This is a genomic window from Burkholderia sp., from assembly GCF_018375725.1.
Lineage (GTDB): Bacteria > Pseudomonadota > Gammaproteobacteria > Burkholderiales > Burkholderiaceae > Burkholderia.
In genome coordinates, this window is sequence record NZ_JAHACR010000073.1 from 1 (window position 1) to 15665 (window position 15665).

General features: G+C 65.6%; 12 protein-coding genes, 1 tRNA gene and 1 pseudogene. 4 read left to right on the forward strand and 10 right to left on the reverse strand.

Annotation, left to right across the window (positions count from 1 at the left end):
* From KH616_RS11200 to KH616_RS11225, 6 genes and pseudogenes are all read right to left on the reverse strand, one after another.
* Nucleotides 1–562: pseudogene (locus KH616_RS11200) on the reverse strand (methyl-accepting chemotaxis protein); the annotation flags it as partial.
* A 189-nt stretch (nt 563–751) separates the two neighbouring features.
* Nucleotides 752–842: transfer RNA gene (locus KH616_RS11205), tRNA-Ser, on the reverse strand.
* Nucleotides 843–969: 127 nt separating this feature from the next.
* On the reverse strand, nt 970–2271 hold the full coding sequence (gene serS, locus KH616_RS11210; RefSeq protein WP_292244049.1) for a serine--tRNA ligase: 1302 nt from the start codon (nt 2269–2271) through the stop codon (nt 970–972).
* A gap of 85 nt (nt 2272–2356) precedes the next feature.
* Nucleotides 2357–3676 (reverse strand): replication-associated recombination protein A, encoded by a 1320-nt coding sequence (locus KH616_RS11215; RefSeq protein ID WP_292244050.1) that lies wholly within the window; start codon nt 3674–3676, stop codon nt 2357–2359.
* 148 nt (nt 3677–3824) lie between these two features.
* A complete protein-coding gene (gene lolA, locus KH616_RS11220) occupies nt 3825–4514 on the reverse strand; it encodes an outer membrane lipoprotein chaperone LolA (RefSeq protein WP_292244052.1) in 690 nt (229 codons plus the stop codon).
* A 46-nt stretch (nt 4515–4560) separates the two neighbouring features.
* On the reverse strand, nt 4561–6876 hold the full coding sequence (locus KH616_RS11225) for a DNA translocase FtsK (RefSeq protein WP_292244054.1): 2316 nt from the start codon (nt 6874–6876) through the stop codon (nt 4561–4563).
* A 380-nt stretch (nt 6877–7256) separates the two neighbouring features.
* On the opposite strand from KH616_RS11225, the gene trxB reads away from it, so the two are divergent.
* The 3 genes from trxB (at nt 7257) to KH616_RS11240 (ending at nt 9871) form a co-directional block, all read left to right on the forward strand.
* On the forward strand, nt 7257–8219 hold the full coding sequence (trxB, locus tag KH616_RS11230) for a thioredoxin-disulfide reductase (RefSeq protein WP_292244056.1): 963 nt from the start codon (nt 7257–7259) through the stop codon (nt 8217–8219).
* Between the two features lie 265 nt (nt 8220–8484).
* Entirely contained in the window at nt 8485–9261 is a 777-nt protein-coding gene (locus KH616_RS11235; RefSeq protein ID WP_292244057.1) for a Smr/MutS family protein, read from the forward strand.
* A complete protein-coding gene (locus KH616_RS11240) occupies nt 9248–9871 on the forward strand; it encodes a trimeric intracellular cation channel family protein (protein ID WP_292244059.1) in 624 nt (207 codons plus the stop codon). Before KH616_RS11235 ends, KH616_RS11240 begins: the two co-directional genes overlap by 14 nt.
* A 71-nt stretch (nt 9872–9942) precedes the next feature.
* Here KH616_RS11240 and ugpC read toward each other — a convergent pair whose 3' ends face one another.
* The 4 genes from ugpC to KH616_RS11260 all read right to left on the reverse strand — a co-directional run bounded on the left by ugpC (nt 9943) and on the right by KH616_RS11260 (nt 14383).
* Nucleotides 9943–11061 (reverse strand): sn-glycerol-3-phosphate ABC transporter ATP-binding protein UgpC, encoded by a 1119-nt coding sequence (gene ugpC / locus KH616_RS11245; RefSeq protein WP_292244060.1) that lies wholly within the window; start codon nt 11059–11061, stop codon nt 9943–9945.
* 137 nt (nt 11062–11198) lie between these two features.
* A complete protein-coding gene (locus KH616_RS11250; protein WP_292244062.1) occupies nt 11199–12056 on the reverse strand; it encodes a carbohydrate ABC transporter permease in 858 nt (285 codons plus the stop codon).
* Nucleotides 12046–12984: a sugar ABC transporter permease gene (locus KH616_RS11255; protein WP_292244063.1), complete on the reverse strand. Its 939-nt coding sequence runs from the start codon at nt 12982–12984 to the stop codon at nt 12046–12048. The genes KH616_RS11250 and KH616_RS11255 overlap by 11 nt, the downstream gene beginning before the upstream one ends.
* Before the next feature lie 151 nt (nt 12985–13135).
* A complete protein-coding gene (locus KH616_RS11260) occupies nt 13136–14383 on the reverse strand; it encodes an ABC transporter substrate-binding protein (protein WP_292244064.1) in 1248 nt (415 codons plus the stop codon).
* Nucleotides 14384–14826: 443 nt separating this feature from the next.
* On the opposite strand from KH616_RS11260, the gene KH616_RS11265 reads away from it, so the two are divergent.
* On the forward strand, nt 14827–15665 hold an 839-nt coding region (locus tag KH616_RS11265; RefSeq protein WP_292244065.1), incomplete at its 3' end, for a glucose-6-phosphate dehydrogenase.

Consider the following 15665-nt stretch of genomic DNA (forward strand, 5'->3'; position numbering starts at 1 on the left):
CATCGTGCTGATGCTCGTCGTGCTGGGCATCGCGGGTCGCCTGAACGGATACCGCCGCGCTTTCGGCCGCAATCGTCCTGGCGGCGCGCTCGAGCAGCGCGGCCGGCTCGCGATCGATGCCCGCGACCGCCGCGTCGCCCACCGTCGGCTCGAACCCGGAGGCCGTGAACGCCTCGAAGCCGCGCCGGTAACCCGCGCTCATCGTCACATGCGCCTGCATGAATTGCTCGACGAGCGTGCGGCTTTCGCCTGGCGGCAGTTGCTTGTCGAGTTGCGCGGCGAGTGCGTCGACCGTGCGCTCGCGCGTCTGGAATGCATTCCAGTATTTGTCCAGCTTCTCCGGCTGCTTGCCGCGCAGCAGCGTGTCCTTCCACTCCTGGACTTGCAGCTTGAATTGCACGAGCGCCGCCGATACGAGCCGCTCGTTGGCGACGTTCGTCTGCACATCGGTCGCGAACGTATCGATCGAGCGGTTGAGGATATGAATGCCGTATAGCGCACCGGACAACATCAGCAGCAGCGCAACGGCGAAAGCAACGGGAATCTTGTAACTCAGCTTCATGGCATGTGAAATCGACAGGGAATAACAGCAGCGTCGCGGAAAGGACGCTCGCTGCCGAATCCTGTTAACGGCATGCGTGCGGCTGGCTGAATGCGGGAGGGACGAACGATGCGCGAAAGAGCCGCGATGGCGCGCGCAGACCCAAACGAAAAACCCCTTGATCCTTCCGGATCAAGGGGCTTCGTATTTTGGCGGAGAGGGTGGGATTCGAACCCACGGTACGGGGAAACCGTACGCCTGATTTCGAGTCAGGTACATTCGACCACTCTGCCACCTCTCCTTCCTTTACTGCATTTTCGCGTTTGGTCGTTTCCGCGAAAGAAAAGATTATAGAACGATCTCTTCGAAACGCACAAGCCTTTTTTGCAATTTTTTTGCGAGGGCTTGGGAAACTTGCTGCCGCGCGCTTACGACGCCTGTGCAGGCGCGTCGATGCGCTCCATGCCGCCCATGTACGGACGCAGCACTTCGGGCACCGTGACCGAGCCGTCGGCGTTCTGGTAGTTCTCGAGCACCGCGACCAGCGTACGGCCGACCGCAAGACCCGAACCGTTCAGCGTATGCACGAGTTCCGGCTTGCCCTGCGCGTTGCGATAACGCGCCTGCATCCGGCGCGCCTGGAACGCTTCGGTATTCGAGCAGCTCGAGATCTCGCGATAGGTGTTCTGCGCGGGCAGCCACACTTCGAGGTCGAACGTCTTCGCAGCCGAGAAGCTCATATCGCCCGTGCACAGCGCCATCACGCGATACGGCAGGCCGAGCTTCTGCAGAATCGCTTCCGCATGACCGACCATCTCGTCGAGCGCCGCATACGATGCGTCCGGCGCGACGACCTGCACCATCTCGACCTTGTCGAACTGGTGCTGGCGAATCATCCCGCGCGTATCGCGGCCATACGATCCGGCTTCCGAGCGGAAGCACGGCGAATGCGCCGTCAGCTTGATCGGCAGCGCGGTGCCCTCGACGATCGACTCGCGCACCGTGTTCGTCAGCGAGATTTCCGACGTCGAAATCAGGTATTGCGTGACCGTGTTCTCGGCACCGCCCTTCTCGACGCGGAACATGTCTTCCGCGAACTTCGGCAGCTGGCCCGTGCCGTACAGGATCTCCGGATTCACGATATACGGCGTGTACGTCTCCGTATAGCCGTGCTGCTGCGTGTGCGTGTCGATCATGAACTGCGCGAGCGCGCGATGCAGGCGTGCGATCGGGCCGCGCAGCATCGTGAAGCGCGCGCCGGACAGCTTCGCGCCGGTCTCGAAGTCGAGGCCGAGCGGCGTGCCGACGTCGACGTGGTCCTTCGCCTCGAAGTCGAACTGGCGCGGCGCGCCCCAGCGACGCACCTCGACGTTGCCGCTCTCGTCGTCGCCGACCGGCACGCTTTCGTGCGCCAGGTTCGGCATGCCCAGCATCAGGTCGGAAAGGCGCGCCTGGATCTCGTCGAGCTGCGCCGCCGACGCCTTCATCTCGTCGCCGATGCCGCCGACTTCCGCCATCACCGCCGACGTGTCCTCGCCCCGCCCCTTCATCGCGCCGATCTGCTTGCTCAGGCTGTTGCGGCGCGCCTGCAGCTCTTCGGTACGGGTTTGGATCGCGCGGCGCTCCGCTTCGAGCGCGGAGAATGCAGCAACGTCGAGGGTGTAGCCGCGATCGGCGAGGCGCTTGGCGACGCCGTCGAGGTCTTTGCGCAGCAACTGGATGTCAAGCATGGGAGGACAGGGGATTCGTTGTGTAAGACGGGAATTCTAACGCACCGCGGGGCGGTCACGGCGTGCCGCTTGCCGGGTACGCGCATCATCCGCGCGAGTTTTTCTTGCCGGCTTCGCGGTCGAGCTCGCGCAGCCACGCGAGTTTGTCCGCGATCTTCGACTCGAGCCCGCGCGGCACCGGTTGATACCAGTGCGGCTCGCGCATGCCGTCCGGCAGATAGGTTTCGCCCGCCGCATACGCGTTCGGCTCGTCATGCGCATAGCGGTACGCGTGGCCGTAGCCGAGTTCCTTCATCAGCTTGGTCGGCGCGTTGCGCAGATGCACGGGCACTTCGCGCGACTTGTCCTGCCGCACGAACGACATCGCCTGGTTGAAGGCGTTGTAGCCCGCATTGCTCTTTGCCGCGCAGGCGAGATAGATCACCGCCTGCGCGAGCGCCAGTTCGCCTTCGGGCGAGCCGAGCCGTTCGTACGTCTCGGCCGCGTCGTTGACGACCTGCATCGCACGCGGATCCGCGAGGCCGATGTCTTCCCACGCCATCCGCACGATCCGCCGCGCGAGATACTTCGGATCCGCGCCGCCGTCGATCATCCGGCAGAACCAGTACAGCGCGCCGTCCGGGCTCGAACCGCGCACCGACTTGTGCAGCGCCGAGATCTGGTCGTAGAAATTGTCGCCGCCCTTGTCGAAACGGCGCGCGTTGAGCGTCATCGCATTGCTGACGAACTCGGCGTCGATCGTCGTCATGCCGGCGGACGACGCCGCCGTCTGCGCCTGCTCGAGCAGGTTCAGGAAGCGCCGCGCGTCGCCGTCCGCATAGCCGATCAGCGTATCGACCGCCTTGTCGTCGAACGCGAGGCCCTCGAGCGCGATCTCCTGCGCGCGCTTGAGCAACTGGCGCATCTCGTCGTCGGTGAGCGACTTCAGCACGTAGACCTGCGCACGCGACAGCAGCGCCGAATTGACCTCGAAGCTCGGGTTCTCGGTCGTCGCGCCGATGAAGGTCACGAGCCCCGATTCGACAAACGGCAGCAATGCATCCTGCTGGCCCTTGTTGAAGCGGTGGATTTCGTCGACGAACAGGATCGTGTGACGGCCGGTTCGGTTGAGCGTGTCCCGCGCATGCTCCATCGCCTCGCGGATATCCTTCACACCGCCGAGCACCGCCGACAGCGCGATGAACTCGCAGTCGAACGCCAGCGCGGTCAGCCGCGCGAGCGTGGTCTTGCCGACGCCGGGCGGCCCCCAGAGGATCATCGAATGCGGCTTGCCCGATTCGAACGCGAGCCGTAACGGCTTGCCTTCGCCGAGCAAATGCGTCTGGCCGATCACTTCGGCAAGCGTCTTCGGCCGCAGCGCCTCGGCGAGCGGCCGGCGCGGTTCGACTTCAAACAGGTCGGACATGTACCTTGGCTCCACATCATTCGGTCGCGGCCTGACATGGCCGCCGGATCCGCCATTATGACAGCCGCACGACCGCGCCACCGCGCCCGGAAACGACACGGGCCCGCCATCGCTGGCGGGCCCGCTGGCATTCGGCGCGATGCGCCGGTCAGCCGTTGATCACGTCCGCGCCCTTCGGCACGACGAACTTGAACGTATCCGCCTTCAGCGGCGGGTTGGTCTGGATCTTCGTGAAGGTCAGCAAGGTGACGTTGCCGAACACGTCATGCAGCTCCATCGCGGCAAGCGTGCCGTTCCGGAAGCCGATGCCGATCCGCTGGAACTGCGTGTCCTGCGCCTTCGGCAGCAGTTCGAGCCAGTCGATGCCGCCCTTCTCGCCGGCGTCGCGCAGCGTGTAGTTCTTGTCGAGGTCGTTGCTGCCGAACAGGATCGCAGCCGGGCTCGCGCCCAGCGCGCCGGACAGCTTGCGCTCGGTGACCTGGTTCAGGTCCTTGTCGTAGACATACAGCTTCTCGCCGTCGGCCTGCAGCAGCTGCTGATACGGCTTCTGATACGCCCAGATGAACTTGCCGGGACGCGAGAACACGAACGTGCCGCTCGAATTGTCGGTGGCTTTCGGGGCGGCCTGCGCCGCGCTCGCGCCCTTGCTCGGCGCCTTGACGATCTGCTGCGTGAACTCGCCCTTCGCCGAACGCACCTGCGACACGAACGCCTTGAGCTGCTCGGTGCCGCTCGCGAACGCATGCGTCGCCGCGAGCATCAGCGATGCGCCCGCGAGCGCCGCGCCGAGCCAGCGCCGCGTCGAGCGAAGGGGATGGACTGAAGAATAGTGCTGCATGTTGCGGTTTTCTCCGTGGGTGGCCGGCGCCGTGCGCGCCGCGGACTCATTCCGCGTCGCGGACCGGCACAAGAATTTCGCGGTTGCCGCTCGACGACATCGCCGACACGAGCCCCGACTGCTCCATCTGCTCCAGCAGCCGCGCCGCGCGGTTGTAGCCGATGCGCAGATGGCGCTGCACGAGCGAGATCGACGCGCGGCGGTTCTTGACGACGATCTCGACCGCCTGGTCGTACAGCGGATCAGACTCGCCGCCGCCTTCGCCGGTTCCCGCGCCGGCCGAGCCCTCGTCGCCATCGACGGTGCCGCCCTCGAGGATGCCCTCGATATAGTTCGGCTCGCCCTGCTCCTTGAGTTTCTCGACGACGCGATGAACCTCGTCGTCGGCGACGAACGCGCCGTGCACGCGCACCGGCAGCCCGGTGCCCGGCGGCAGGTACAGCATGTCGCCCATGCCGAGCAGCGACTCCGCGCCCATCTGGTCGAGAATCGTGCGCGAGTCGATCTTCGACGACACCTGGAATGCGATCCGCGTCGGCACGTTGGCCTTGATGAGGCCGGTAATCACGTCGACCGACGGACGCTGGGTCGCGAGAATCAGGTGGATGCCGGCCGCGCGCGCCTTCTGCGCGATCCGCGCGATCAGCTCCTCGACCTTCTTGCCGACGACCATCATCAGGTCGGCCAGCTCGTCGATCACGACGACGATGTTCGGCAGGCGGCCGAGCGGCTCCGGATCCTCCGGCGTCAGGCTGAACGGGTTCGGGATCTTCTCCTCGCGCTTCGCCGCGTCGTCGATCTTGTTGTTGTAGCCCGCGAGGTTGCGCACGCCGAGCTTGCTCATCAGCTTGTAGCGGCGCTCCATTTCCGCGACCGTCCAGTTGAGCGCGTGGCCCGCCTGGCGCATGTCGGTGACGACCGGGCACAGCAGATGCGGGATGCCTTCGTAGACGCTCATTTCAAGCATCTTCGGATCGATCAGGATCAGGCGCACCTGCTCGGCGCTCGCCTTGTACAGCAGCGACAGGATCATCGCGTTGATCCCGACCGACTTGCCCGAACCGGTCGTGCCGGCGACGAGCAGGTGCGGCATCTTCGCGAGGTCCGCGCACACCGGCTTGCCGCCGATGTCCTTGCCGAGGCTGAGCGTCAGCGCCGACGGTGCGGCCGCATACACTTCGGAGCCGATGATCTCCGACAGATGCACCGTCTGGCGGCGCTGGTTCGGCAGTTCGAGCGCCATATAGTTCTTGCCCGGAATCGTCTCGACGACGCGGATCGACACGAGCGACAGCGAACGCGCGAGATCCTTCGCGAGGTTGACGATCTGGCTGCCCTTCACGCCGGTGGCGGGCTCGATCTCGTAGCGCGTCACGACGGGGCCCGGATAGGCGGCGACGACACTCGCGTCGACGCCGAAATCCTTCAGCTTCTTTTCGATCAGGCGCGACGTGAATTCGAGTGCGTCGGCGGAGATCGCTTCCTGCACCGCAGGCGCGGGATCGAGCAGCGAGATGGGCGGCAGCGTCGAATCGCCCGGCAGGTCGGTAAAGAGCGGCACCTGGCGCTCCTTCTCGACACGCTCGGATTTCGCAGGCGTCACGACCGGCGGCACGATCGTGACCGGCTCGTGATCCTCGATGCGGACACGCTCCTCCTCGACCTTGCCTTCGCGGCGCACGGCCGCGGCTTCGCCGAGCTTGCGATCGCGCTCGGCCTCGCGGCGCAGCTTCGCGACGTTGACGGCGGACAGGATCGCGCCGCCGACGCGTTCGGAAACCGACAACCACGAGAAACGGAAATACAGCGACAGGCCGATCGCCAGCGCGATCAGCAGCGCGAGCGTGCCGCCCGTGAAGCCGAACGCATGCGACACCGCACGCGCGACCGATTCGCCGACGACGCCGCCCGGCGCGCGCGGCAGCTGCACCTTGAGCGACCACATGCGCAGCGCCTCGATGCCGTCGCTCGCGAGCAGCACGAGCACGAAGGCGGCGCCTTCCGCAAGCCAGCCGACCGGCCGCTCCGGCTCGTCGTCGAGCGGCTCGTGATGCGTGATGCGGCGGTAGTTGGCGGCGATCCGGCGGCCGAGCGGCACGAGCAGCCAGTACGCGGACAGGCCGAACAGCAGCAGCAGGATATCCGCCGTCCATGCGCCGACCCGGCCGGCCCAGTTCGAGATGTGATCGACCTGCGCGGCATGCGTCCAGCTCGGGTCGCGCCGGCTGTAACTCAACAGGGCCATCACCAGAAATGCACAGGCCGCGACCTGGAGAATCCAGCGGATCTCCGTGAGGAGCTTCGACATCCGGTGCGGCAGCGCCTGTGCCTGTGCCTGAGCGGAATAAGGGGCTTTTGCCATGAATCCGTATAAAGAAGGCGGGCCGCGCCCGCCGATCGTTCGATCCCGCTTATTGTAAACGCAGCGCGGCCCGCGCAAATGTAAATGACGGTTACGCGGGGCCGCCTGGGCGGAGCCGCCTGAGTGGGGCCGCCGAGGCGGAGCCGCCGAGATGCCGTCCTGATCCAGGATATGTCCGCTTCGTGACGGCGCGCGCAGCCCGCCGGAACAGCCCTGCCCTGCAAAACGCTATCGTCGCGATTGAAACTCTCGTTCGGCAACGCCGCATCCGGGCATTTATAATGCGCGTCTGATACCCATCTATGACGGCAGCCCGGTCAACCCAGACCGTCCGGCGGGCTTATCCCGCCTGCCGCGGCCGCCTTTTACGGATCTCGCACATGTCCACGCCCAAACACGCCAAAGTCCTGATTCTCGGTTCCGGCCCCGCCGGCTATACGGCTGCCGTCTATGCGGCCCGCGCGAACCTGTCTCCGGTGCTCGTCACCGGCATCGCCCAGGGCGGCCAGCTGATGACCACGACCGACGTCGAAAACTGGCCGGCGGACGCGAAAGGCGTGCAGGGTCCCGAACTGATGCAGCGCTTTCTCGAACACGCCGAGCGCTTCAACACCGAGATCGTTTTCGATCACATCCATACCGCGAAGCTGCACGAGAAACCGATCCGCCTGATCGGCGACGCCAATGAATACACCTGCGATGCGCTGATCATCGCGACCGGCGCATCGGCGCAGTATCTCGGCCTGTCGTCCGAGGAAGCGTTCATGGGCAAGGGCGTGTCGGCCTGCGCGACCTGCGACGGCTTTTTCTACCGCGGCCAGAACGTCGCCGTGATCGGCGGCGGCAACACCGCGGTCGAGGAAGCGCTCTACCTGACCGGCATCGCGAAGAAGGTCACCGTGATCCACCGCCGCGACAAGTTCCGCGCCGAGCCGATCCTCGTCGACCGCCTGCTCGAAAAGGAGAAGGAAGGCATCGTCGAGATCAAGTGGGACACCGTGCTCGACGAAGTGACGGGCGAGGATTCCGGCGTCACGGGCCTGCGCCTCAAGAACGTGCATACCGGCGCGACCGAGGACATCGCCGTGCAGGGCGTGTTCGTCGCGATCGGCCACAAGCCGAACACCGACATCTTCCAGGGCCAGCTCGAGATGAAGGACGGCTACATCCTGACGAAGAGCGGTCTGCAGGGCAATGCGACCGCGACGAGCGTGACGGGCGTGTTCGCCGCGGGCGACGTGCAGGACAACGTCTACCGCCAGGCGATCACGAGCGCGGGCACGGGTTGCATGGCTGCGCTGGACGCGCAGCGCTTCCTCGAAACCCTGCACGACCGCAAGTAAGTCAATGGCGCGGCGGGCGCTCCCGGGGCGGGCCATCCCGGGGTGGGCCATCCCGCAGCGGGCGATCTCAGAGCGACCATCCCGCTACAACTGCCCCGGCAGCGGATGAGCCCGCGACCGACACGCCCGGCGTGAACCATCCCGCGCCGGGCGCTACAATGGCGTCCGCTGTCGCGCCGTCTGCCTGCAACAAGCCGCTGCCGCCGCGCAGCGGCTTTTTTTGTGCCGCGCCCCCGCGCGCACCAAATGTCCTGCGTGTGACCCCATGGCGAAAAACCAGCCCCATCCGAGCGATCCCGCGAAGCGGCAGATCGCCGCCCGTCCCGACAAACCCGCCCCTGCCGCGACGCCGGCGCCCACGTCCGCCGATATACGCGGCCAGGGCCTGGCCGGCCTCGGCTCACTGCGCACCGCACTCAAGGGCGAAGCCGAACGCCGCGAGCGCGAGCGTGCCGTTGCCCAGCAGGCCAAACGTCAGGCCGATGCCGACGCGAACCTGTTCCGTGCGGAAATCGGCGATATCAAGCCGCTCGACGCGCCACCGCGTGCATCGTCCGGCCGCATGGCGCCCGCGCCCGTGCCAAAGCAGACGCAGCGCGACGAAGAAGCCGTGCTGAGCGCGACCCTGTCCGACGAGTTCGATCCCGAGACGCTGCTCGACAGCGACGAATCGCTGTACTACCACCGCCCCGGCGTAAGCCGGGATGTCGTGCGCAGGCTGCGCAGCGGTGCGTGGGTCGTGCAAGCGCAGCTCGACCTGCACGGCATGCGGCGCGACGAAGCGCGCGAGGCGCTCGCCGACTTCGTCCGCGAAGCCGGCAAGAAGGGGCTGCGCTGCCTGCGCGTGATTCACGGCAAGGGCCTCGGCTCGGTCGGCAAGGAACCGGTGCTGAAGGGCAAGGTGCGCGCATGGCTCGTGCAGAAGGAAGAAGTGATCGCATTCTGCGAGGCGCGCGCCAACGACGGTGGCGCGGGCGCCGTGCTGGTGCTGTTGCAGCCGTCGGCCGCGCCGGGCGATCGGGGGCCGCGTGCCGCATCCTAGGCTGACGCTCGCGATCGCCGTGATGGAGGCGATCGCGACGCTCGCATTCGCGATTTCCGGTTTCATCGAGGCACGCAAGAACCGGCTCGACTCGGTCGGCACCTTCGTCGTCGCGCTGGCGACCGCGTTCGGCGGCGGCACGGTGCGCGACATCCTGCTCGAGCGCCGGCCGTTCTACTGGGTCGTGCACGACGGCTACGTATTGGTGATCTTCGCGATGGCGCTGTTCGCGCCGTTCGTGCTGCGGATGCTGTCGCGGCTGTCGGCCGAACGGATGCTGCTCGTCGCCGATGCGATCGGGCTCGGCATCTTCAGCATTTCCGGCACGTCGATCGCGCTCGACGCGGGGATGCCGCGCTTCATCTCCGTGATGATGGGCGTGATTACCGGCGTCGTCGGCGGGATCGTCCGCGACGTGCTGTGCAACGACATTCCGCTGATCCTGCGCGACTCGCGGCCGTACGCGACCTGCGCATTCGCCGGCGGCTGGTTCTATCTGCTGCTCGTGTGGCTGAACGTCGATTCCGTCTACAGCGTGCTGCTCGCGACCGGGTTCATCCTCACCGCGCGGCTCGTCACGTACAAGTTCGACATCAGGTTGCCGCACTGAGTGCGGCAACCGTTCAATGCACAAGGGGCCGTCGATACGGCCCCTTGTCATGTGCGGTGTCCCGGTCAACGTCAAGCAATCCGCTCTTCCGAAGCCGGATCGAACAGCACCGCCTTCGACACATCGAACAGCAGCGACAGCGTCTGCGCCGGCTGCGGATTCGCAGCCGGATGCACGCGGCTCACGATGCGCTTGCCGTTCAACTGCGCGAATACGTGTGTATCCGGGCCGGTCGGCTCCGTCACGTCGACGCGCACGTCGACCGGCTGCAGCCGCGACGCCTCGCCGTTGTGCGCGTTGCGCGCGTCGGTGATGCGCTCCGGACGCAGCCCGAGGATCACCTCGCGCCCGATGTGCGCCTTCAGCGTCGCGGCGTCGAACGGCAGGTTCAGCACGCCGCGCGACACGCCCGTGTCGATTTCCAGCCCGACGCCGCTGCCCTGCTCCACCAGCCTGCCGTTGATGAAGTTAATCGGCGGTGCGCCGATGAAACCCGCGACGAACAGGTTCGCCGGCGAATCGTAGATCTCCTGCGGCGCACCGAACTGCTGGACGACGCCATCCTTCATCACCGCGATGCGGTCGCCGAGCGTCATCGCCTCGATCTGATCGTGCGTGACGTAGACGATCGTCGTGCCGAGGCGCTGGTGCAACAGCTTGATTTCCGCGCGCATCTCGATGCGCAGCTTTGCATCGAGGTTCGACAGCGGCTCGTCGAACAGGAACAGCGCCGGATCGCGGGCGAGCGCGCGGCCCATCGCGACGCGCTGCCGCTGGCCGCCCGACAGCTGGCCCGGCTTGCGGTCAAGCAGATGCTGGATCTGCAGCATCTGCGACACGCGATCGACGATCTGCTGCTGCTCGCTCTTCGGCACCTTGCGGATGTTCAGGCCGAACGAGATGTTCTCGCGCACCGTCATCGACGGATACAGCGCATACGACTGGAACACCATCGCGATATCGCGATCCTTCGGCGACAGTTCGTTGACGACCTTGCCGTCGATCCGGATCTCGCCGCGCGTGACCGTTTCAAGGCCGGCGATCATGTTGAGCAGCGTCGATTTCCCGCAGCCCGAGCCGCCGACGAGAATCAGGAACTGACCGTCCTCGATTTCGATGTCGACCCCCTTCAGAACCGGCACCCCGTTCGGGTAGGTCTTGTACACGTCACGGATGGAAAGGCTTGCCATGCTGTGAATCCTCTGTCTCTTGTGTCAGCCGGAGCGGGCGCTTTCGCGCCTGCTCCGGTCCCATGCAAAGCGCGGCGCGCCGCGTCGGGTTCGTTCCGGGTGCGCCTCGCGGCGCACCCGCCGTCGTACTCAGATATTCAGCCCTTCACCGCGCCCGCCGTCAGGCCGCGCACGAAGTACCGCCCCGCGATCACGTAGACGAGCAGCGTCGGCAGCGCGGCGATGATCGCGCCCGCCATGTCGACGTTGTATTCCTTCACGCCCGTCGACGTGTTGACGAGGTTGTTCAGCGCGACCGTGATCGGCATCGAATCGACGCCGGAGAACACGATGCCGAACAGGAAGTCGTTCCAGATCTGCGTGAACTGCCAGATCAGGCACACCATGAAGATCGGCAGCGACACCGGCAGCAGGATCTTCGTGAAGATCGTGAAGAAGCCCGCGCCGTCGATGCGCGCCGCCTTCACGAGCTCGGCGGGCACGCTCACGTAGAAATTGCGGAAGAACATCGTCGTGAACGCAATCCCGTAGACGACGTGCACGAACACGAGGCCCGGAATCGTGTTGGCCAGCCCGAAATAGCCCTGCAGGCGCGCCATCGGCAGCAGGATCACCTGGAACGGGATGAAACAGCCGACCAGCATCATCGTGAACAGCGCATCCGCGCCGCGAAAGCGCCAGTGCGTGAGCACGTAACCGTTGAACGCGCCGATCAGCGACGAGATCAGCACGGCCGGGATCACCATCTGCAGCGAATTCAGGAAGAACGGCTTCATGCCGTCGCAGCGCACGCCGGTGCAGGCCTCGCTCCACGCCTTGACCCACGGCGCGAATGTCCAGTGCGACGGCGGCGTCAGCAGGTTGCCCGTGCGCAGCTGGTCGAGATCCTTGAACGACGTCGACAGCATCACGTAGATCGGAAACAGGAAGTACAGCGCGAACAGGATCAGCGCCGCGTAGATCACCGCCCGGCTCAGGGTCGCTTTAGGCTGCATTGCGCGTGCTCCTCGATTCCAGATACATCAGCGGCACGAGCACCGCCACCACGGTCGCGAGCATCATCACGGACGACGCCGCGCCCAGCCCCAGCTGCCCGCGGTTGAACGAGAACGTGTACATGAACATCGCCGGCAGCGACGACGACGTGCCCGGCCCGCCCGCCGTCAGCGCGACGACGAGGTCGAAGGTCTTGATCGTGATGTGGCAGAGGATCAGCAGCACCGAGAAGAACACCGGGCGCATGCTCGGGATCACGATCTTGCGGTAGATCGTCGGCAGCGTCGCGCCGTCGACCTGCGCGGCCTTGAAGATCTCGCTGTCGACGCCGCGCAGGCCGGCGAGGAACAGCGCCATCACGAAGCCGGTCGATTGCCATACGGCCGCGATCACGACGCAGAAGATCGCCTTGTCCGGATCGTCGAGCCAGCCGAACGAAAAACTCGTCCAGCCCCAGTCGTGCATCACCTTCTCCAGGCCGAGGCCGGGATTCAGGATCCATTGCCACGCGGTACCCGTCACGATGAACGACAGCGCCATCGGATACAGGAAGATCGCGCGCAGCGCGCCTTCGCTGCGGATCTTCTGGTCGAGCAGGATCGCGAGGAACAGCCCGAGCGCGACGCAGATCGCGATGAACGGAATGCCGAACCATCCGAGGTTCGCGGCGGACGTCCACCATACGTCGTTCTGGAACAGATCGACGTAGCGGTCGAAGCCGTCGAATTCGTAGTTCGGCAACAGCCGCGAACGGGTCAGCGACAGATAGCCGGTAATCAGGATGAAGCCGTAGATGAACACCACGGCGATCGCCACGCTGGGCGCGAGCACCAGCTTCGGAATCCAGCGGTCGGCGAACGCCGACATCGGCGACGCGCGCCGGGCGACGACCGCGCCGGATCCGTTTCCGCTAAGAGGGGCAGCCACTTGGTTCGACTCCTGGTACGAGAGGTGACGCGGCCCGGCAAGCCGGGGAGCGGCATCGGGTACGGCACGGGCCCGCCTGAGCGCGCCCGCCTGCCGCAGATACGAAAACGCCCGGCAGATGAAACGCGTCCGGCCGGGCGTGTATCGCGCCTTACTTCACCTTCGCGGCTTTCGCGAGCGCGGCGACCGCGCTCTTCGCGTCCTGCTGCGAGTTCATGAACTTCGTCACGACGTCGGTCATCGCGCCGGCGGTCGCGTCGTTCTGCGCCATGCCGTGCGCGAGCGACGGCACGAAGCCGTTCGACTTGATCGCGACCTGCTCATCCGCATACGACTTCTTCGCGCAGTCGTCGAACTTGTCCATCTTCACGCCGAGACGCACCGGCACCGAGCCCTTCATCAGGCTGAACTGCTCCTGGAACGCCGGCGTCATGATCGTCTTCGCGAGCGCGAGCTGGCCCGGCGTCGCGGCCTTCTGGCCCTTCTGCTCGAAGAATACGAACGAATCGACGTTGAACGTGTAGGCGTTCGCCGTGCCCGGCACCGGCGCACAGAGGTAGTCCTTGCCCGCCTTCTTGCCGGCGCCCTCGAACTCGCCCTTCGCCCAGTCGCCCATGAACTGCATGCCGGCACGGCCGTTGATGACCATCGCGGTCGCGAGGTTCCAGTCACGCCCGTTGCGGCCGCTGTCGAAGTAACCCTGGATCTTGCGCACCGTATTGAACACGTCGACCATCCTGTCCGACGTCAGCGTCTTCTGGTCGAGATCGACCAGCGCCTTGCGGTAGAAATCCGCGCCCTGCGACAGCACGACGTCTTCCCACAGCGTCAGGTCCTGCCACGGCTGGCCGCCCATCGCCACCGGCTGGATGCCGGCCGCCTTCAGCTTGTCGGCAACCTGGAAGAATTCGGGCCACGTGGTCGGCACCTTCGCGCCGACCTTGTCCAGCGCAGCCTTGTTCACGTACAGCCAGTTCACGCGGTGCACCGCGAACGGCGCGCCGACGTAATGGCCCTTGTACTTCATGATCCTGTCGATCTCGGGCGGCAGGCTCTGTTTCCAGTCGCCCGCGACCGGGTCGATGTTGACGAGCACGCCCTGCTCCGCCCAGTCCTGGATCAGCGGGCCCTTGATCTGTGCGGCAGACGGCGCGTCGCCGCTGATCACCTTGGTCTTCAGCGCGGTCATCGCCGCTGCGCCGGCGCCGCCTGCGACGGCGAAATCCTTCCAGACGTAGCCCTGCTTCTGCAGGTCGTCCTTCAGCACGCCGACCGCCTTCGACTCGCCGCCCGAGGTCCACCAGTGCAGCACCGTCACATTCTCTGCCGCCTGCGCCGCCACGGCGCCGAGCATCAGACCCGCAGCACACAGCGCACCCATGATCGCGCGAACTTTCATTACTTATCTCCTCCAGACTGGATCAACTCGTGAGATTCCATCGACGGGAACCGGCTTCTTGACGACGACGGGGAAATCGAGCCGCGAGCGACGCGTGGCGCGTGCGGGCCGATGACCGGCCGCGGGCTCTTACAGATACAGGTACGGAAAGCGTGATTCGGGCTTCAACGGCTTGTCTCCATCTTGTGTTTCTGGCCCGCCGCGACGCGGCGCGAGCCTGGGGCCGACGACACGCGCTCTGTGCGCGTCGTCAATGTCCGATAACATTCGGCAACTGGCGCCCCCGCCGGCGAAGCACGCGCGGTTCTCTTGACTGCGCTTCATTTTTTCTTCGCCCGGGTGCTACCCCTTGCGGCGGATTGTAGTTAAACTACAATTCAGTGTCAAAAATATTTTTATCGCACTACGGATCGCTTTTCAGCCCCCCTCACCGGCGGAGACACATGCATACCGATTCCAGCTTCACCTTCGTACTTTTCGGCGGCACCGGCGACCTGTCGATGCGCAAGATCCTCCCGGCGCTGTTCGAGGCGCACCGCGCGCACATGCTGGCGGAGAGCGGCCGGATCGTCGCCGTCGCGCGCCATGCGGCGGATCTCGCCGGATATCTCGAATGGGTCGAGGAACACGTGAAACCGCACGCGGTGAAAGCCGCGCACGGCGCGTTCGACGAAGCCGAATGGAAAAGCTTCCTCGCGCGCTTCGTCTACGTGAAGCTCGACCTCGGCCGCGCGGAGGATTACGCCGTGCTGCGCGACACGGTCGAGCAGCTGTCCGGCACCCGGGTGTTCTATCTCGCGACCGGCCCGTCGCTGTTCGTGCCGATCTGCAAGGCGCTCGCCGCGGTCGGGCTGAACCAGGGCGCGCGCATCGTGCTCGAGAAACCGCTCGGTTACGACCTGCGCTCGTCGAATGCGATCAACGACGCCGTCGGCGAGATCTTCGCGGAAGACCAGATCTACCGGATCGACCACTACCTCGGCAAGGAGCCCGTGCAGAACCTGCTCGCGCTGCGCTTCGGCAATGTGCTGTTCGAGCCGATGTGGCGCCGCGAATGGGTCGAGAGTATCCAGATCACGATCGCCGAGGAGCTGGGCGTCGAGGCGCGCGGCGATTTCTACGACAACACCGGCGCGCTGCGCGACATGGTGCAGAACCACCTGCTGCAGCTCCTGTCGATCGTCGCGATGGAGCCGCCGCATTCGATGGATTCCGATTCCGTGCGCGACGAAAAGCTGTGCGTGCTGTGCGCGCTGAAGCCCGTCGATCCGCACGACATCGG